Raw genomic sequence first — 20,652 nt, 5'->3', positions numbered from 1 at the left:
ACGTTAAACCATCGTAATATAATTGTGTTGGTGCGTTACAACCTGTAGCTGAATAGGTTGTAAATGAACCTCCCGGAATCCAATTGGTTTGTGTGTTACCACAAATTGATTTTACCCAAAAATAATAGGTTGTGTTTGGCGATAAATTACTTAACACAGCAAAGGTATCTGTAGTAGTTCCAGTAATAGCTCCAGTAGAAAATGGATCGTTGATGGTGCTGTAACAATATACATAGCCATTGCTTGGTGCAGGCGTTGTTGCTACCCATGCAATATTATTAGTTGTCGACGTTAAACCATCGTAATATAATTGTGTTGGTGCGTTACAACCTGTATCTGAATAGGTTGTAAATGAATCTCCCGAAACCCAATTGGTTTGTGTGTTACCACAAATTGATTTTACCCAAAAATAATAGGTAGTGTTTGGTGATAAATTACTTAACACTGCAAAGGTATCTGTAGTAGTTCCTGTGATAGCTCCAGTAGAAAATGGATCGTTGATGGTGCTGTAACAATATACGTAACCATTGCTTGGTGCAGGCGTTGGTGCTACCCATGCAATATTATTAGTTGTCGACGTTAAACCATCGTAATATAATTGTGTTGGTGCGTTACAACCTGTAGCTGAATAGGTTGTAAATGAACCTCCCGGAATCCAATTGGTTTGTGTGTTACCACAAATTGATTTTACCCAAAAATAATAAGTAGTGTTTGGCGATAAATTACTTAAAACGGCAAAGGTTTCTGTAGTAGTTCCTGTGATAGCTCCAGTAGAAAATGGATCGTTGATGGTGCTGTAACAATATACGTAACCATTGCTTGGTGCAGGCGTTGGTGCTACCCATGCAATATTATTAGTTGTCGACGTTAAACCATCGTAATATAATTGTGTTGGTGCGTTACAACCTGTAGGAGTTGCACATGTAATAGAACGCACTCTTGAAGTAGCTTGAGTTCCACAATTGGCATTGCTATTAATATGGTATCTGATAACTCCTGTAAAATTTGAATTCCATGTTAATGGTGTCAGTCCACTTGCTAATACTCCCGTTCCACCTTCATTTGTAATGGTAATAAAATCGGTAGTTACAGAACTTGTAAAAGTATATTGCTTGTTTATTAATATATTGACATTTGCAAATTCACCTGCATAAGCATTGTTTACAATTTGTTCTGGATTGCCTGTGCAAGAAGGGGTAAAAGTGGCTGCAGGAAACAAACCATATATTGCACCATTACAAGTCAGTGCTGGTGGTGTAGTAAAATTTCCACCTGAAATCCATGATCCTGTCGTAGCACCACAATTAGATCGAATCCAGTAGTAATAGGTAGTACCTGCTGCTACATTCAAAGAAATTGAAGTAGATAAGTTAGTAGTACTAAATAGTGTAGGAGTAGAATTAGCATCAGGGGCATTATTTGTTGTAACAATATATATATCATAATTAGAAGATGGCACTGGTGAAGCTGCTGTCCATGCTATTTTACAAGAATTTGACGTAACATTTGATACTACCAGATTTGATGGAGGCACACAGTTTGATGCATCGGCACATCTTAAGTAGCGAGACCTATTAACTTGTTCACTGCTACAATTAGCATTTGCATGAAGGTAATAACGGATAACGCCTGTTGTACTTCCAGAATTCCATATTACTGGTTGTGTTCCGCTAGCATAGATAATAGTTCCAGTTCCGTTCGTAATTGTAATATAGTCATTAGTCACAGAACTCGAGAACGAATATTGCTTGTTTGCAATTACATTTACATTGCTGTATTCACCTGCATAACTTTGGCTGGTAATTGTTTCATAGTTTCCACTACAATTTGGTGTAATGGTATTACTTGGAAATAATCCATTCGGCGCAGTAATACATTGAGCAAAAGCATTAGGAATGAAGTACAAAAATGCCAATAGGCAGAAAAAAGTAATTGTTTTTTTCATTTTATTTATTTAAGATTAATTGATTAAGTTCAAATACGTTTATTAATTGCAAATCAAATTCTGAAACTCCAAAATGATGAAATTTGAGAAGTTTAAAAGTGATTTGAATAATTAATTTTTAACCACTTTCACGGTTTTTACTACATTATTAGAAGTCACTTTCACCAAATAAGTTCCTATAGATAAATTAGATACATCTATTGATGTTTTGTTACTGTTAACAGATTTTGATAAAACTTCTTGTCCTAATAAATTGAAAATTGAAATAGTTGTAATTTCTTTATCGAATGAAAAGTTTAATGCATCTGTAACGGGATTTGGATATATTTTTAATTCGTTTATTGCAAAATCTTCGTTAGAAAGTATTGAAGGGTAGCATGAAATGTAAGTAAAAGTGTTTCTATGTACAAAAGTTTCATCGCCTATTTGACCTACGACATTGCTTCCTGTGCCCCGAATAAAGCCATCATTGTTTTTGACTAAAGCGTGATAACCTCCTGCAGAAATTTTGTTTGAATCTAGAGAAGTACCCACTTGCGTTGGGATATATACATCAGAAGCATTCCCAGATGTTCCGTGACCTAACTGCCCAGCATAATTATATCCCCAACTCCAAATGGAAAGATTATTTTTGGTAGCAATTGTATAACGAGTTCCGGCTGATACATCTAACCAATCCATTGCAGTTCCAACCTGAATAGGATTTGTTTTATAAGTAGTTGTTCCATCGCCAAGTTGTCCTTTTGAATTTTCACCCCAAGTCCAAAGTGTACCATCAGTCTTTATTGCAGCACAATGATGTTGACCTCCAGCTAATTTCAACCAATTTGTATCTGTTCCTATTTGAGTAGGAATATTGTTTTGAGAAGAGGTTCCATACATATTAGATCTAGAACCCCAAAACCATAAGGTTCCGTCAGTTTTTATTGCAAGAGAATGATATATTCCTGTTGCTATAGTTTGCCAATTTGTAGCAGTACCAATTTGTGTTGGCGTAATTTTATCCACAGTTGTGTTATCGCCTAGCTGACCATATTCATTGTTGCCCCAAGCCCATAATGTACCATCAGTTTTTAAAGCAATTGTATGCAACCAACCATCACTTACACTTAGCCAGTTTGTAGCGTTACCTATTTGAGTAGGAGTCGCTATAACCCAATTTCCATTTCCAGTACCTAATTTTCCTGAACCATTAGCACCCAAAGCCCAGAGTGTTCCATCAGCTTTTATACCGTATGAAGATGAATAACCGGCGTGTGCTTTAACCCAATTATTTGCTGTTCCTATTTGTGTTGGAATGTTTCTATTCACATCAGTGCCATCACCTAATTCGTATGATGTATTTCTACCCCAAGCCCAAAGTGTTCCGTCATCTTTTATGGCTAAAGAGTGATAATCTCCAGCACTAACGCTTTGCCAGCATTGAGCAGACATTTGTAATGATATAAATAATATTAAAAGGGTAATTGTTCTTTTCATGTTTTTGGTTTTGATGAAATTAATTTGAAAATTTCCAACCAAAACTATGAGATAAGAGCAATCAAAACAAATTGTTCATTTGACTATTTATAAATAATCAGATGCTTTAATGGTTTGTAAGTTGTTGATTTTAATACTTAATCTGTATTTTTTAATTTTTCAATATAATAATTAGGAGAAAGACCTGTTTGTCTTTTAAAAACGCGAACAAAAGTATTCGCATCTTTATAACCTACTTCTTCAGCAATAGCCTGTAAGGTATATTTACGAAAATGCGGTGCGTCAATAAGCTTTTGGAGCACATATTGAATTCGTAATTCTTGTGTGTATTCTGAAAAGGTTTTCTGTATTACCTGATTGAAGTATTGTGACAAATATGCTGTGTTTGTATTTAATTTTTTTGCTACAAAAGCTAACTTGAAATTTGGATCTAAAAAAGTTTCTTTATGCTCTAATTTTTTTAAACCTAATGCTATTTTTTCGATAAGCTCATCATCAATTATTTGTTTAGGTTGTGTTTCTATTTTGTTGATTTGTGAATTGCTAATTTCTGAAGTTTTTGATTCTTTCAGGTTTTGAATGATTTTTAAAAAACGATAATGCTTTTCTTTCTGTACTTTATGATAATGATAAAAACTATAAATTACTGAAGATAAAATGATTAGTATTCCAAAAAGAGAAATTTTAAAATAATTCTTAGACGCAATAATTTTATCAGACTCTTCTTTTATTTTATTTAAATCATAATTGTGAAGAAAATTTAAAGATTTATTTTTTATTCCTCCAATTGATTGAATTAATTCTAAACTTTTTTGAGCATAGAGATAAGCGTTCTTATTGTCTTTTTTTTCACTATAACATTGTGTCATTATGTTATATGTCATTAAAAGATTTTCTTTTGAAACCTTAGTTGTTTGATAATTTTTTATGTATTTTTTACAATAGAAAAGTGCTGAATCAACTTGCTTTAAATGATGAAAACAATCGGCCATTCCTAAATCAAATAACTGTTCTGTTCTTATATTATCATGAATAATAGAATATTTTTCTCTTTTTCTATATAAGGACAATGATTTAACGTAATTCCCTGCTAAAGCGGCACTTTTTGCTTCTCGCATGCTTAACAATGCTTTTGTATACTCTGGGTAAAAATTATCTTGCAGCATCATTGTCGCCGCTACATTAAAGTTATAATTTGCAGAATCTAAAAGGGCAGTTTTTTTTGACTGGATATAATACTTTTGATAAGCTTCACCAATGATATTGTATTTATCGGCAAATAATTTTTTATTCATTATTTTTTTTTCACCTACTCCCAATTTTAGGTGTGGTGTAGTCTTTAATTCTCTCTTCAATAAAGCAATTCCATTAATATAATCACCCATAGCTACTTTTATGGAGCCATATTGTTCGTTAAAATGATTATCAGGTACACTCTTTTTATATTTATCAAGATAAAACAATGCCAAGTCATACTCTCCTAGATTTTTATGAATATAGAAAAGTTTATTGACACACATACCAATCAAATCTTGATGTACTTTGCTTGATTTAGAAGCATCAGTTTTTTCAATATTATTTATAAGTGAGATGAGAAGTTGCTTCGAATGCGTATACTCTGACTTATTGTAGAAAAAATTTGCTATATAATATTTGCCAAAAAAACTAAATAATTCTTTTTTAGAATTACTAATTTCCAATGCTTCCGCATAAGCTTTATCAGGATTTGATATAAGTAGTTCTTGTATGTTTCGGGTTCTTTTGATCTCCAACTCATTCAAATTTTGAGAAAACATTGTAGGAGCTATTACAAATAGTATAAAAAAGTAGAAAAGTTTATGCATCTTGAAAAATTGAAAAAGCTCAATTATTAAATTTTGAAGAGTTAAAAATAAGGAATAAAACTACACTTTTTTTTAATTTATTTTGAAAATAGTTTTATTTTTTTGTACTTATTTTTTTAACATAAAAAAAACCCCAAACTCTTTCGAATTTGGGATTTGATATATTTTTATTCTAATCTCTTTTTTAAGAACGAGACAGAATGAAAATTCTAAAGTTCTAAAGCTTTCTTAGGATTGTTGTCTAGTAATAATTCCATTGGGTTTTCTAAAGCTTCTTTTACAGCTACTAAGAAACCAACAGATTCACGACCGTCAATAATTCTGTGGTCATAAGATAAAGCTACATACATCATTGGGTGAATTTCCACTTTTCCGTTTACGGCAATTGGGCGCTCAATAATGTTGTGCATTCCTAAAATTCCAGATTGAGGAGGATTGATAATTGGCGTAGATAACATACTTCCAAAAACTCCACCATTTGTAATTGTGAATGTTCCACCAGTCATGTCGTCAACTGTAATTTGTCCGTCTCTTGCACGTAAAGCTAAACGCTTAATTTCTGCTTCTACACCACGGAACGTTAATAATTCTGCATTTCTAACTACAGGAACCATTAATCCTTTTGGTCCAGAAACCGCAATTGAAATATCTGCAAAATCGAAAGCTACTTTATGGTCACCATCCATCATTGAATTTACATCTGGGAACAATTGCAATGCTCTTGTAACCGCTTTTGTAAAGAATGACATATAACCTAAACCAATACCATTATGTTTTGCTTTAAATTCGTCTTTATATTGATTTCTGATGATATTAATTGGTGTCATGTTAACTTCGTTAAAAGTCGTTAACATAGCTGTTTCGTTTTTAGCGGCAACTAATCTTTCTGCTACTTTTCTACGTAACATAGAAAGTTTTACTCTTTCTGTAGCACGAGATCCGTTTGTTGGTGTTCCCATTGAAGGTACTGCGTTTGCTGCATCTTCAGTAGTAATTCTTCCACCTTTTCCTGTTCCAACGATGTCAGAAGGAGAGATGTTTTTTTCGTCTAATATTTTCTTAGCTGCTGGAGATGGAGCTCCTGTAGCATACGTTTTTTCAGCAACTGGTGCTGCTTTTACTTCTTCTTTTTTTACTTCTGGTGCTTTTTCAACAGCAGGCGCAGCAGTAGCTCCGTCAGGTTTTGCAGCGTCAGTATCAATATGACAAACTACTTGTCCTACAGCCACAGCGTCACCTTCTTCCGCTTTAAGCGTGATAATTCCGCTAGCTTCTGCTGGTAATTCTAAAGTTGCTTTGTCTGAATCTACTTCAGCAATAGCTTGATCTTTTTCAACGTAATCTCCGTCTTTTACTAACCAAGTTGCAATTTCAACTTCGGTGATAGATTCTCCCGGTGATGGGACTTTCATTTCTAAAATCATATTCTTTCGTTTTTAGTTTTAGGCTAAAATGCTACCTAAAATATATTAATGTGTTGTATCTGTTATTGAAATAAATTTTTGTCAAAAACCATAGCAATGGCATTCGCTTGACGTTTTTTAGAACGTTCGTAACTTCCTGCTGCTGGTGCACTGTATGCTTTTGGCGATGCTAAACGTAATTTTACTAAATCGAAATTCATTAACATAAATCCGTAAGCTCCCATGTTTTTAGGTTCTTCTTGTGCCCAAACATAATCATCTGCATTTGGATACGAATCGATAATTACTTTGATTTGCTCCGTTGCTAAAGGGAATAATTGTTCTAAACGAACAACAGCTACATCATTTCTACCTAATTCTTCACGTTTTGCAATAATATCGTAATACACTTTTCCTGTACAGAATACTAAAGACTTGATCGCTTTTTTATCTGTAACGTTTGGATCGTCTAATATTTCTTGAAATTGTCCGTTTGCTAATTCATCGGCAGTTGAAACCGCTTGTGGATGACGTAATAAACTTTTTGGTGAAAACACAATTAACGGTTTACGGAATTTTGTTTTCATTTGTCTTCTCATCAAGTGGAAGAAGTTGGCTGGAGTTGTAACGTCTGCGATGTACATATTGTGTTTCGCACACATTTGTAAATAACGTTCCATACGAGCAGAAGAGTGTTCCGCACCTTGGTTTTCATACCCGTGAGGCAATAAGAAAACCAATCCGTTTTGATTGTTCCACTTGTCTTCACCTGCAGAAATGTATTGGTCAATCATAATTTGCGCTCCGTTAGAGAAATCTCCAAACTGTGCTTCCCAAATCGTTAACGTATTTGGTGATGCTAAAGCGTAACCATATTCAAAACCAACTACACCATATTCTGAAAGGTGTGAATTGTATATATAAAAGTTTCCTTTTTTGTTTTTAACGTCGTTTAATAAAACAACTTCTTCTTCAGATTCTTCAACTTTAATAACAGCATGACGGTGAGAGAAAGTTCCTCTTTCCACATCTTGTCCAGAAATACGAACATCGTACCCTTCAGTAATTAAAGATCCATACGCTAATAATTCTCCCATTGCCCAATCTAATTGGTCTTTTTCGAAGAACATGTTTTTTCTATCACCAATTAATTTCGTGATTTTGCTAATGAATTTTTTATCTGATGGTAATTCTGTAATCGTTGAAGCAATATCAGTTAATTGTTGCTTGTCAAATTTTGTATCAAATTTAGAAAGCATTACGTCATCTGAAACTTTTTCGAAACCTGTCCATTCATTTTGCATAAACGGTGTAATAACCGTTAAGCTTTTCTTGCGAGATTCTTCTAAATTTTCATCTAGTTTAGCTTTATAAGCGTCTTCTAGAGTTTTTACATAAGTTCCGTCAATTACACCTTCGTTTTGTAACTTTTCAGCATAAAGGTCTCTTGAATTTTTATGTTTAGAAATCGCTTTGTATAATTTTGGTTGTGTGAAACGAGGTTCGTCACCTTCGTTATGACCATATTTTCTGTATCCTAATAAATCGATAAATACATCACCGCCAAATTCCATACGGTAATCTAAAGCAAATTTCATCGCGTGAACTACAGCTTCTGCATCATCTGCATTTACGTGTAAAACTGGCGATAAGGTTACTTTTGCGATATCTGTACAATACGTTGATGAACGTGCATCTAAATAGTTTGTTGTAAAACCAACTTGGTTATTAATTACTAAATGGATAGTTCCACCTGTTTTATAACCATCTAATTTTGCCATTTGGATAATTTCATACACAATACCTTGACCTGCAACAGCCGCATCACCGTGAACGGCAATTGGTAAAACTTTTGAAAAATCGTCAGCAAAATATCTATCTTGTTTTGCTCTTGTAATTCCTTCAATAACAGCACCAACCGTTTCTAAATGCGATGGGTTTGGCGCTAAGTTTAAATTGATTTTTTTCCCAGAATCGGTTACACGGTCTGAAGTTAAACCAAGGTGATATTTAACGTCACCATCAAAGTTCATGTCTTCATCATAATCTTTTCCGTCAAATTCTGAGAAAATATTTTGTGTGTTTTTTCCAAAAATGTTGGCTAAAACATTCAAACGACCACGGTGTGCCATTCCCATTACAAATTGTTCTACGCCTTTTTCTGCAGCAGCTTCAACTAAAGCGTCTAAAGCAGGAATTGCAGCTTCACAACCTTCTAATGAGAAACGTTTTTGACCTACATATTTAGTATGTAAGAAAGTCTCAAAAGAAACCGCTTCGTTTAATTTTTTTAATATATTTTTCTTTTCATCAGCTGAGAAATTCGGCTGGTTGTCGTTAACATCTAATCTGTTTTTAATCCAATCTTGTACTTTAGGCTCTCTGATGTACATAAATTCTACACCAATTGAAGAGCAATATACATTTTCTACATGCTTGATAATATCCGCCAAAGTACTTGGTTTCATATTTACCATTTTAGCGGCATCAAAAACTGTAGTTAAATCTGCTTGAGACAATCCGAAATTTTCTATAGCTAAAGAAGGAGCATAGACTCTTCTTTCTCTTACAGGATTTGTTTTGGTAAATAAATGTCCATTAGTTCTGTAGCCATCAATTAATTTAAGAACGTTAAATTCTTTTTGAAGTTGCTCAGAATTCCCGCCAGAAGCTGATCCGTTAGCCGTGTGTGCAATTTGCTCACCTGGATTAGAAAATTCATTCGCAAAATCAAAACCTTGAAAGAAACTTCTCCAACTTGGTTCTACACTATCCGGATTTTGTAAATATTGGTCGTATAAATCTGCAAAAAATGCAGTATGTGCTGCGTTTAAAAAGGAAAACCTATCCATAATTCTGTCTTAATGACGATTTGGTTAAAAAAATTTATGCAAAAGTATAAACTTTTATGCTAAAAGTTCAAAGAAATTTATACTTTTATGTTCATATTAACAAATAAGTAAAAATTCCCATGAAATTACACGCAAAGATACTAAAAACGTTTTTTTACACACTTGTTTTTTTGAATTCCGCATTACTATTTTCACAACAAGATAGTATTCCTAAAGCTAAACATGTTTTTTGGAAAAATGTCCAGTTTGGAGGAGGTTTAGGTCTTGCCGTAGGTAATGGTTTTACAAATGTATCTGTTTCCCCTACAGGATATTATAATTTTAATAAAACCTTTACTGTTGGAGTGGGTTTAACAGGAAGTTATGTGGCACAAGAACAGAATCCATCCAATTTTAATTCTATAGGTTATAAATCGACTATTTTTGGTGGAAGTTTAATTGGTTTAGTTCATCCAATTGAAGAAATTCAACTTTCAGCTGAATTAGAACAGTTAAAAGTAAACCGAAATTTTGACGACAATTTTTTAATTGATGACACTTTTTGGAACACTGCTTTCTTTTTAGGTGCAGGTTATAGAGCACAAAATTTGACAATAGGATTGAAGTACAACTTGTTACACAGAGATAATAATCACGTGTATTCTCAAGCTTGGGCGCCATTTATTAGAATTATGTTTTAGAAAAGTAATTATTTCTTAACATTGAAACCTTTTGTAAATGTCTAATTTTGCAAAAAAAATATATGCGAATTCATTTAGCTTTCTTACTGTTTTCTATTTCGGTTTTTTCACAAAACAATTTACAATCCGGACCAATGGTCGGTTATTGTGAAATGAAAGAAGCTATGATTTGGTTTCAAACCGAAAAACCTGCTTCAGTTTACGTGGAGTATTATTCGGTTGATAATTCCTCTCCAATTTTTCAAAGCGAAAAGTATCAATCTACTAAAGAAAATGCTTTTACTTGTCATGTAGTTTTAGATAAATTGCAACCTGGAAAAAAATATAATTATTCTATTTTTATTGATAAAAAGAAAATAGTTTTACCTTATGAAACGTCTTTTTCCTCCAAAAAATTATGGCAATGGCGAGAAAATGCTCCCGATTTTACAATTGCTTTAGGGAGTTGTTCTTATGTAAGCGAAGGGGCTTTAGATAGACCCGGAAAACCTTATGGTTCTAATTACTCCATTTTTGAAAGTATTGCTCAAAAAAATCCCGATATTATGCTTTGGGGTGGCGATAATATTTATTTGCGTGAAGCAGATTGGGACAGTCAAACTGGAATTTATCACAGATATTCACATTCCAGAAAAATAAAAGAAATGCAACCACTTTTAGCTAAAACTCAAAATTTTGCCATTTGGGATGATCATGATTTTGGACCAAATGATAGTGATAGAGGGTATTACAATAAATATGTAACGCAACAAGCCTTTAAAGATTTTTGGGCAAACAAATTTTATGGAACAAATTCCAATCAGAAAGAAGGTGTTTTTTCTTGTTTTAATTGGGGCGATGCGGAAGTTTTTCTGTTAGATAATCGTTTTTTTAAATCGCCAAACGATAGAATTACTGGAGACAAAGTGCTTCTTGGATCAGAACAAATGCAATGGTTAATTGATGCTTTAGTTTCTTCAAGAGCGAGTTTTAAAATTATTGTAGTTGGAGGTCAGGTTTTAAATACCGAAGCTGTTTTTGAAAATTACGAAAATTACAAAACCGAAAAAGAACAATTATTAAACGAAATTACCGCAAATAAAATAAAAGGCGTGACGTTTATTTCTGGCGACAGACATTTCACAGAATTATCTATGTTAAAACGCAGCAATTCTTATTCTTTATATGATTGGACCGTTTCACCACTAACTTCCGGACACGGAAATATTGAAAAAGTAGCTAAAGAAGAAAATAAAAACAGAGTGGAAGGCAGTTTGTTTGCACAACACGTTTTTGGCACCTTGTCTTTTTCAGGTGAAAAAGAAATGCGTCAAATGAAATTGACTTTGTTTGATAAAGATGGAAAAGAATTGTGGAATAAAGTAATTTTAAAGAAAGAGTTGGAGTAATTTAATACTTATTTCTAAACCAAACTTTTTGCCATTCGCGTTTTAAAATTAAAAAAGAAACATCTTCTGATAATTTAAAAACATCTGAACCGTCAAGTTTTTTAATTTGTTCTTCTGAAACATCAATGATGTAAAGTAAGTTTAAGTATTCAGCAAATTTGTGGTTGATTAATTTTAGAATTTTCTCTTGAACTAAAAGCTTTAATTCAAACGGAAAAATATCCAAAGGAATATCTATATTTTCATTCGCTAAAGCAAAATCTTTGTTGGTTTGCTCTATTAATTTAAAATACAAATGTTGTTCTTCGGCTTCGTTTATTAAAGCGTCAATTGTTGCAGGTGGTAAGTAACTCATTTTGTTAAATTGAAAATTGACACATCGAAAATTGGCACATTAATTACACTTTTCTGTTCATTAATTTATCACCAAACAATCTTAAAATCATTTTTTTATCTTCCGATAAATGCATTTTTTCTAACGTTTCAAAAGCTTTTTCTGTATAATTTGAAATGGCATCTTGTGTGGCTTGACTCGCGCCAGAAGCATTGAAAACCGCTTTAACCGATTCGATTTTGTCTGTATTGTCTTGTGGTTGAATCGAAAATAAATGTAATAACTGCTGTTGGTTCGCTTCGTTAGAAAATTCCATGGCTTTTAAATACAAATAGGTTTTTTTGTTTTCAATAATATCACCGCCGACTTGTTTTCCAAACGTTTCTGGGTTTCCGAAGGCATCTAAATAATCGTCTTGTAATTGGAAAGCAATTCCTAAATTCAACCCGAAATTGTAAATTAAATCCGCATTTTCTTCTGAAGTTTCGGCTACAATTGCGCCCATTTTCATCGCTGCTCCTAATAAAACAGCCGTTTTGTATTCAATCATTTTTAAATATTCCGGAATGGTTACATCATCACGGGTTTCAAAATCCACGTCATATTGTTGCCCTTCGCAAACTTCTAAAGCGGTTTTGCTAAATAATTTCGCTAAAGCTTGAAATATTTTCGGTTCGTAATTTTCGAAATATTGATACGCTAAAATTAACATCGCATCGCCAGATAAAATCCCAGTATTTAGATTCCATTTTTCATGAACGGTTTCATTTCCTCTTCGCAAAGGCGCATCATCCATAATGTCATCATGCACTAACGAAAAATTATGAAACATCTCAACAGCTTTTGCTGCAGAAATTGCCTTTTTATGATCACCATCAAAAATATCAGCGGCCATTAACGTTAAAACTGGTCGGATTCTTTTTCCACCAAGTGACAAAATATAATCTATCGGCTCGTATAAATTTTTTGGTTGTTTGTTAATATGTAAGTTAGAAAACTCTTCTGTAATAACATTCTGGTAATCTGATAATGAAAGCATACTTGTAATTTTTGGTAAATTTAAACTAATAATTGCAAAAAAGCTCACTTATTCAAATGTTAAATTTATGTGAAAATCAAGGAAACTATTTTAGTGTTAAAAGTTTCCTTCATACATTTGCCCAATAAAATTTAACATCTTACAAAATGACGAATACAAAATGGAACCTAAATGTAAATCAATCTGATTTCATGGTTAGAGCAAAAAATTCAATTATTGCCTATTTGGACAGTTCATTTAATCAACTTTCAAGTTCTATTGATATTGAGAACAATCAACTGACGAATGCGAATTTGGAATTTGTTTTAGATGTGAATAAGAAGGAAGGTAAATTGGAACATATAGATAGCAATTTAAAATTAAGAGATTATATGAACCTACAAGAATATCCTTTGGTTGAGTTCAAATCCATTTCTTACGAAAAAATAAATGAGAATATCAATTTCGTAAAAGGCTATTTAACGATAAATAATATTACAAAGGTTGTAGAGTTAGATGCGAAAATTGTGGAACTAGAAAACACAAACAATTCTTCAAAAGTTTTAGTAGAGATAATTGGAGAAATCAACCGTCATGATTTTGGCTTGTTTTCCAATTCTAATTTACAAAATAATGGTTTATTGGTTGGTTATAATTTAAACTTAACGGCCAATTTAGAATTCACTACCAACACTTTAAATTAAATGTTAAATTTATGTGAAGATTAAGGAAACTATTTTAGTATCAAAAGTTTCCGTAATATCTTTGCAATCTAAAACAAGAAGCATAAAAAGAATCTATTACAAAATACCCTAATAAAAATGAAAGATAAAATCATCAAAAAAGCGACAGATATGTTTTTGAAATTAGGTTTCAAAAGTGTAACTATGGATGACATTGCTGGTGAAATGTGTATTTCTAAAAAAACCATTTACAAATATTTTTGCAACAAAGAAGTTTTAATTGAAGAAGGAACATCTGCAATGCATAATGAAGTTTATAAAATTATTGATGAAATTGTAGCCAAAGACTATAACGCCATTGAAGAAAATTTTGAGATTAGAAAAATGTTCAAAGAGATGTTTAAATCGGTAAACGATTCTCCAATTTATCAATTAAAAAAGCATTATCCAGAAATTTATTCTAAAATGATGGCAAACAAACTGGACGATTGTAACGTTATGTTCAGACAGAATATCGTTAAAGGAATTTCTCAAGGTTTGTATAGAGAAAATTTAGACGTTGAAAAATATATTAGATTTTATTACATGTTAATATTTACGATTAACGAAACCATTGCTTCAGAAAAGGAAGCATTAGAATTAGAGTTAGATGCCTTAGAGTATCATACCAGAGCTATGGCAACTTTAGCTGGAATTATAGAATTAGAAAAACAATTACAATTAAATAATAATTAATATAACAATAGAATGAGAAATAAAATTATCATTTCATTATTGTTTTTGGTTTCTTATGCGAATGCACAAGAAGTAAAAACTTTAAATTTGAAAGAGGTTTTGCAATATGCTTTAGAGAATAAAGCTGAAGCAAAAAAAGCAAAATTGCAAGTTGAAAATAGCGAATATAAAATACAAGAAGTTCGTTCAAGAGCCTTGCCGCAAATTTCAGCTAATGGAAGTTTAAATTACAACCCAATTCTACAAACAACAGTTATTGATGGGGATAATTTTGGCGCACCAGGAACTACTATTCAAGCCGCTTTTGGACAAAAATGGAATTCTGGCGCTGGTGTTTCTTTATCACAAGCGTTGTTCGATCAATCTGTTTTTACAGGTTTAAAAGCCGCGAAATCAACTAGAGAATTTTATCAAATTAATGAGCAATTAACGGAAGAACAAGTGATTGAACGTGTGGCAAATGCTTATTATCAAGTGTATGTGCAACAACAAAGACTTATAGTTGTAGAAAATAATTTAAAAAACACTAACAAAGTTAAAACGATAATCAAAGGTCAATTTGATAATGGTTTGGCTAAAAAAATCGATTTAGATAGAATTAGTGTTCGTGTAAATAATATTAATTCTATGCGTCAACAAATTTTAAATGCCATTACATTACAAGAAAACGCGTTGAAGTTTTATATCGGAATGCCAATGGAAAATAAAATTATCATTCCAAAAACAGCATTTGAAGTGACACCACAAGATTTAATGTCTAGCGCAGATGTCACTAACAGAACCGAATATTTGTTGCTAAAAAAACAAGAACAATTATTAATGTTACAGAAAAAATCTTTTCAAGCAAGTTATTATCCAACACTTTCATTAAGCGGAAGTTATAATTATATCGGTCAAGGTCCAGAAGTGCCATATTTTGCAAAACCAACAGATGGAGTGTATTGGTCTGATTATGCTACTGTAGGATTGAATTTAAGAGTGCCCATTTTTTCTGGATTCGGAACAAGAGCTAGAGTAAGACAAGCTGATAATTCTTTAAAAAGTATTCAAGTTGATATTGATGATACAAAATTAGCGTTAAACTTAGCTTTTGAAAATTCTAAAAAACAAATTGAAAATAGTTTAATAACAATTGCCAATCAGAAAGAAAATGCACAATTGGCACAAGATGTTTTAAACAATACCAATAACAATTACGCACAAGGTTTAGCTTCTTTAACGGATTTATTAGATGCAGAAAACGCATTGGTGGAAGCGCAAAACAATTATACATCAGCTATTTTAGAGTATAAACTTGCTGAAATTCAATTAATTAAATCAAAAGGAGAACTAAAAACATTAATCAAATAATTAAGAACCATGAAAAAAAATATTATAACCGTATTAGTTGTTTTAGGAGCTGTAGCAGTAATAGCTTTTATTTTAAATAATAATAAAAAGGAAAACGCAGCTAAAGTCGCAGTTGTTGCTGAAACAAACGCATCAGTTTCTGTAAAAGTGGAAACAGTAAAAACGGAAGAAGTGTCTTTAGATTTTAGTTCTAATGGTACTTTTAAACCTATTCAAGAATTAATCGTTTGTGCAGAAAAATCTGGAAAAGTAGTAAGCGTTTTAGTTAAAGAAGGAGAAAGAGTAAGTGTTGGGCAAACTTTAGCAATTGTTAGAAGTGATGTTATTAATGTAGAAGCACAAACTGCAGAATCTGCTTACCAAAATGCTTTAGCTGATTATAACAGATTTGATAATGCGTATAAAACAGGTGGCGTTACCAAACAACAAGTTGACCAAGCCAGATTAGGTATGGTAAATGCTAAAGCTAGATTAACTCAAGCTAGAATTAGCGTTGGAGATACACGATTAAAAGCACCAATTAGTGGTGTAATTAACAAAAGAATGATTGAACCAGGTTCAATTTTAGCAGGAATGCCTCCAAGTCAAATGTTTGAAATTGTAAATGTTTCTAAATTAAAATTAAAAGTTACAGCTAATGAAGGTCAGGTTGCAGGTTTAAAATTAGGAAACGTTATCAACGTAACTTCAAATGTTTATCCTGGAAAAATATTTTCTGGAAAAATTATTTTCGTAGCTCCAAAAGCGGATGCAACTTTAAATTTCCCAGTTGAAATTGAAATTTCAAATAATGCTTCAAATGATTTAAAAGCAGGAATGTACGGAACGGCTCAATTCGCATCTAATCAACAAAAACAAAACTTAATGGTTGTTCCTAGAAATGCTTTCGTTGGAAGTGTTAGTAGTAACCAAATTTTTGTAAATGAAAACGGAGTGGCTGTTCTTAAAAATGTAACTGCGGGTAGAATTATAGGTGATAAGGTTGAAATTGTTAAAGGACTTAATAATGGCGATCAAGTAGTGGTTACCGGACAACTTAACATTGTTGACGGAACAAAATTAGAGATTATTAAATAAGGTTTTTTATTAAATCTTTAAAGATACATATATGAAATTAGCAGAAATATCAATAAAACGCCCTTCGTTAGTAATTGTATTGTTTACAATTCTAACTTTAGGAGGACTGTTCAGTTACAATCAATTAGGCTATGAGTTAATTCCTAAATTTGATATGAATGTAATTACGGTTTCTACAGTTTATCCAGGAGCATCTCCAAGTGAAGTAGAAAATACCGTAACTAAAAAAGTAGAAGATGCCATTGCGTCTTTAGAAAATATTAAAAAAATTGATTCGAAATCATACGAAAGTCTTTCTGTAGTTTCTATCACATTAACTTCTAATGCGAATGTTGATGTTTCTATGAATGATGCACAACGAAAAATTAATGCCATTATTAGTAATTTACCTGATGATGCCAAAACACCAGGATTAAATAAGTTTTCATTAAGCGATATGCCAATTATTACGCTTGGTGCTTATGGAAAAATGGATGAAGCTGAATTTTATGATTTAATTGATAAAAAGGTTACTCCAGTTTTATCTCGTGTACAAGGTGTCGCTCAAGTAAATATTATTGGTGGTCAAGAACGTGAAATTCAAGTAAATTTAGATGCAACTAAAATGCAAGGTTATGGTTTATCTGTGCCTCAAGTACAACAAACTATTTTAGCATCTAATTTAGATTTCCCTACAGGAAACATTCAAACGCGTGATAAAAAGATTCTAATTCGTTTAGCAGGAAAATATAAATCGGTGGATGAATTAAGAAACTTAGTGGTTTCTTCAAATAACGGAATTCAAGTTCGTTTACAAGATATTGCCGATGTTCAAGATACACAAAAAATTGCAGAAAAAATCGCACGTGTAAATCAAAAAAGTGCTATTGTATTACAAATTATCAAACAATCTGATGCCAATGCAGTTGCGGTAAGTGAATCTGTTGCCGCTACAATTAAAAAATTAGAAAGCGATTATAAAGTCAATAGTTTAAAATTAGAAACAGCTAAAGATAGTACGGTTTTTACGCTTGAAGCGGCCGACTCAGTAATTCACGATTTATTAATCGCGGTATTTTTAGTAGCCATAGTCATGTTGTTTTTCTTACATAGTATTCGAAACTCATTAATTGTAATGGTATCGATTCCGGCTTCATTAATTGCCACTTTTATTGGAATTTATTTTTTAGGATATACACTTAACTTAATGAGTTTATTAGGGCTTTCGTTAGTTGTTGGTATTCTGGTGGATGATGCGATTGTAGTATTAGAAAATATTTACAGACACATGGAAATGGGTAAAAACCGTGTTCGTGCAGCCTATGATGGAACTGCTGAAATCGGTGGAACGGTAACTTCAATTACTTTAGTTATTGTGGTAGTATTTTTACCAATTGCGATGAGTTCTGGATTAGTATCTAACATCATTACGCAGTTTTGTATGACGGTAGTAATTTCTACCTTATTATCACTTTTAACCTCATTTACAATTATTCCATGGTTGTCTTCTCGTTTCGGAAAATTAGAACATATTGAAGGTAAAAACTTATTCGGAAAAACAATTTTGGCCTTCGAAAATTTATTAACTCGTTTTACAAATTGGGTTACTGGAATATTAGTTTGGTGTTTAGATCATTATATTAAAACAATTATAGTAGTTTTAGTATTGTTCTTTACTTCAACTGTCGGATTAATGGGCGGTGGATTTATTGGTGGTGAGTTTTTCGCATCATCAGATAGTGGTGAGTTTTTAGTTCAAATTGAAATGCCAAAAGATGCTTCATTAGAACAAACGAACTTCATGACACAAAAAGCAGAAGCTTATTTGAAAAAACAAGAATATGTTCATAGTCAAATTACTACAGTTGGTCAAACTTCTGAAGGAATGGGAGCTTCACAAGCTACAGCATACAAAGCGGAGATTAACATTAAAATGATTGATCAAAAAGATCGTACAGATGATGCTTCTGTTTATGCTGCAAAAATAAAACGTCAATTAGAAAAAGTTTTAATTGGTGCCAAAGTAAAAACAGTTCCTGTTGGTATTATGGGAACAGCTGAAAATGCGAAGTTAGGATTAGTTGTTACTGGTCCAGATGTAGCAAGTGCTATGAAATTTGCGAAATTAGCTGAAGCAGAATTAAGAAAAATTCCTGGAACTACGGAAATTAAATTAACCGTTGAAGATGGAAATCCAGAAGTAAATGTTCAAGTAGATCGTGATAAAATGGCTGCTTTAGGATTGTCATTACAAACAGTTGGTATGACTATGCAAACGGCTTACAGTGGAAATAAAGATGGACAATACCGTGCTGGAGAATATGAGTACGATATTAATATCAAATACAATGCTTTTGATAGAAAAAATATTGATGATGTAAGTAATCTGATCTTTATTAATAGTGCAGGTCAACAAATTAAATTGGCTCAATTTGCCACCATTACGGAAGGTTCAGGACCAAGTCAGTTAGAGCGTAGAGATAAATCGGCTTCGGTTACGGTTCAAGGTCAAAATGTGGGTGTGCCTACAGGAACCATCGTAACACAATGGCAAGAAAGAATTGATACTTTAGAGAAACCAATTGGTGTAAACTATATTTGGGGAGGTGATCAAGAAAATCAATCGGAAGGTTTTGGAACATTAGGTATTGCATTATTAGCCGCTATTATATTAGTATATTTAGTAATGGTTGGTTTATACGATAGTTTTGTGCATCCATTTGTAGTATTATTTGCGATTCCACTTTCATTTATTGGTGCGATGTTAGCCTTAGCATTAACGAATAAAACATTAAATATTTTTACCATCTTGGGTATTATTATGTTGATTGGTTTGGTATGTAAAAATGCCATCATGCTTGTCGATTATACCAACCAAAGAAGAAAAGCAGGTGAATCAATAAGAACTGCATTAATTCAAGCGAATCACGCTCGTTTACGTCCAATTTTGATGACCACAATTGCCATGGTATTTGGTATGTTCCCAATTGCATTAGCAAGTGGAGCTGGAGCAGAATGGAAAAACGGATTAGCTTGGGTAATTATTGGAGGATTAATAAGTTCGTTATTCTTAACCCTTGTTATTGTTCCTGTAATTTATGAAATCATGGAGAAAATTATAGCTAAATTCTCTAAAGGAGAAAAAACAGATTACGAAGCAGAAATGGTTGCGGATTACGTGCATAAAGAATTGAGTGAAGACGGTTTTAACCCGAAACACGAAATGTAATCGAAACTATAAGTTTTAGTTTAATTTATTTGTAATTAAGAGGTTGTAGTAATGCAGCCTCTTTTTTTTTGTTACGCAGAGATTCACAAAGTTTTTGCGCAAAGAAACACTAAATTTATATACCTTATATTGCAACAAAACCTTAGCGAAACTCTGTGACTTCTCTGTGAAACTCTGTGTTATAAACCAAAAAAAAATCCGAAAACAAACTGCCTTCGGATTTCTTACAACTATTTTAAATAGAAATTATTTTTTCAATAAATCTCTAATTTGTGTCAATAATTCTTCTTGAGATGGTCCAGCTGGAGCAGCAGCTTCTTCTGGTTTTTTCATTTTGTTAACCGATTTTACCAATAAAAAGATAACAAATGCGATTACTAAAAAGGCAATAACAGCTGCTAAAAATTTCCCATATAAAATTCCGCCGTCTGTTTTTAAACCAGCTAAATCTTCAACTTGAGCTGCTTTTAATGCTGGATTTAATATCGCTGGCGTAATTACATCATCAACAAGTGATTTTACAATTCCACCAAAAGCACCACCGATAATGACTCCGACTGCTAAGTCCATTACATTACCTTTTGCAATAAAGTCTTTAAATTCTGAAACCATTCCCATACTCTTAATTTTTTAGTTAATTTTAGTTTTGTTTATCA

General features: G+C 32.4%; 15 protein-coding genes. 7 read left to right on the top strand and 8 right to left on the bottom strand.

Annotated elements, in window-relative coordinates; genetic code table 11:
- The 5 genes from UEQ13_RS09055 to UEQ13_RS09035 all read right to left on the bottom strand — a co-directional run.
- Positions 1-1,945, bottom strand: a 1,945-nt coding sequence (locus UEQ13_RS09055) for a fibronectin type III domain-containing protein (protein ID WP_329806025.1), incomplete at its 3' end; no start/stop codon positions are given.
- A gap of 111 nt (positions 1,946-2,056) precedes the next feature.
- Complete coding sequence (locus tag UEQ13_RS09050) at positions 2,057-3,424, bottom strand: T9SS type A sorting domain-containing protein (protein ID WP_329806024.1); 1,368 nt, start codon at positions 3,422-3,424, stop codon at positions 2,057-2,059.
- Positions 3,425-3,561: 137 nt separating this feature from the next.
- Positions 3,562-5,268 (bottom strand): helix-turn-helix domain-containing protein, encoded by a 1,707-nt coding sequence (locus UEQ13_RS09045; protein WP_329806023.1) that lies wholly within the window; start codon positions 5,266-5,268, stop codon positions 3,562-3,564.
- 209 nt (positions 5,269-5,477) lie between these two features.
- Positions 5,478-6,692, bottom strand: a complete 1,215-nt coding sequence (odhB, locus tag UEQ13_RS09040) for a 2-oxoglutarate dehydrogenase complex dihydrolipoyllysine-residue succinyltransferase (protein ID WP_329806022.1) — start codon at positions 6,690-6,692, stop codon at positions 5,478-5,480.
- A gap of 62 nt (positions 6,693-6,754) precedes the next feature.
- Positions 6,755-9,523: a 2-oxoglutarate dehydrogenase E1 component gene (locus UEQ13_RS09035; protein WP_329806021.1), complete on the bottom strand. Its 2,769-nt coding sequence runs from the start codon at positions 9,521-9,523 to the stop codon at positions 6,755-6,757.
- Positions 9,524-9,642: 119 nt separating this feature from the next.
- Here UEQ13_RS09035 and UEQ13_RS09030 point away from each other — a divergent pair, with 119 nt between their 5' ends.
- Together UEQ13_RS09030 and UEQ13_RS09025 are read left to right on the top strand one after the other, a co-directional pair.
- A complete protein-coding gene (locus UEQ13_RS09030) occupies positions 9,643-10,203 on the top strand; it encodes a hypothetical protein (RefSeq protein ID WP_329806020.1) in 561 nt (186 codons plus the stop codon).
- Positions 10,204-10,265: 62 nt separating this feature from the next.
- Positions 10,266-11,591 (top strand): alkaline phosphatase D family protein, encoded by a 1,326-nt coding sequence (locus UEQ13_RS09025; RefSeq protein ID WP_329806019.1) that lies wholly within the window; start codon positions 10,266-10,268, stop codon positions 11,589-11,591.
- A 1-nt stretch (position 11,592) separates the two neighbouring features.
- On the opposite strand, the gene UEQ13_RS09020 is transcribed toward UEQ13_RS09025, so the two are convergent.
- Both UEQ13_RS09020 and UEQ13_RS09015 read right to left on the bottom strand, forming a co-directional pair.
- Positions 11,593-11,946, bottom strand: coding sequence for a hypothetical protein (locus UEQ13_RS09020; RefSeq protein WP_329806018.1), 354 nt, complete (start codon positions 11,944-11,946; stop codon positions 11,593-11,595).
- A 43-nt stretch (positions 11,947-11,989) separates the two neighbouring features.
- Positions 11,990-12,964 (bottom strand): polyprenyl synthetase family protein, encoded by a 975-nt coding sequence (locus UEQ13_RS09015; RefSeq protein WP_329806017.1) that lies wholly within the window; start codon positions 12,962-12,964, stop codon positions 11,990-11,992.
- A 146-nt stretch (positions 12,965-13,110) separates the two neighbouring features.
- Here UEQ13_RS09015 and UEQ13_RS09010 point away from each other — a divergent pair, with 146 nt between their 5' ends.
- From UEQ13_RS09010 to UEQ13_RS08990, 5 genes are all read left to right on the top strand, one after another.
- Positions 13,111-13,647, top strand: a complete 537-nt coding sequence (locus tag UEQ13_RS09010; RefSeq protein WP_329806016.1) for a YceI family protein — start codon at positions 13,111-13,113, stop codon at positions 13,645-13,647.
- Positions 13,648-13,764: 117 nt separating this feature from the next.
- Entirely contained in the window at positions 13,765-14,361 is a 597-nt protein-coding gene (locus tag UEQ13_RS09005) for a TetR/AcrR family transcriptional regulator (protein WP_329806014.1), read from the top strand.
- A gap of 12 nt (positions 14,362-14,373) precedes the next feature.
- The gene (locus tag UEQ13_RS09000) at positions 14,374-15,711 is read left to right on the top strand and encodes a TolC family protein (protein WP_329806013.1); all 1,338 of its coding nucleotides are present in this window, start codon (positions 14,374-14,376) and stop codon (positions 15,709-15,711) included.
- A 9-nt stretch (positions 15,712-15,720) separates the two neighbouring features.
- Positions 15,721-16,788 (top strand): efflux RND transporter periplasmic adaptor subunit, encoded by a 1,068-nt coding sequence (locus UEQ13_RS08995; protein WP_329806012.1) that lies wholly within the window; start codon positions 15,721-15,723, stop codon positions 16,786-16,788.
- Between the two features lie 31 nt (positions 16,789-16,819).
- The gene (locus UEQ13_RS08990) at positions 16,820-19,996 is read left to right on the top strand and encodes an efflux RND transporter permease subunit (RefSeq protein WP_329806011.1); all 3,177 of its coding nucleotides are present in this window, start codon (positions 16,820-16,822) and stop codon (positions 19,994-19,996) included.
- 246 nt (positions 19,997-20,242) lie between these two features.
- Here UEQ13_RS08990 and mscL read toward each other — a convergent pair whose 3' ends face one another.
- Positions 20,243-20,614, bottom strand: a complete 372-nt coding sequence (mscL, locus tag UEQ13_RS08985) for a large conductance mechanosensitive channel protein MscL (protein WP_329806010.1) — start codon at positions 20,612-20,614, stop codon at positions 20,243-20,245.
- Positions 20,615-20,652: the final 38 nt, after the last annotated feature.

The organism is Flavobacterium facile (assembly GCF_036321945.1).
Classification (GTDB): Bacteria; Bacteroidota; Bacteroidia; order Flavobacteriales; family Flavobacteriaceae; genus Flavobacterium; species Flavobacterium facile.
This window is presented reverse-complemented; position numbering and strand designations above follow the sequence as displayed.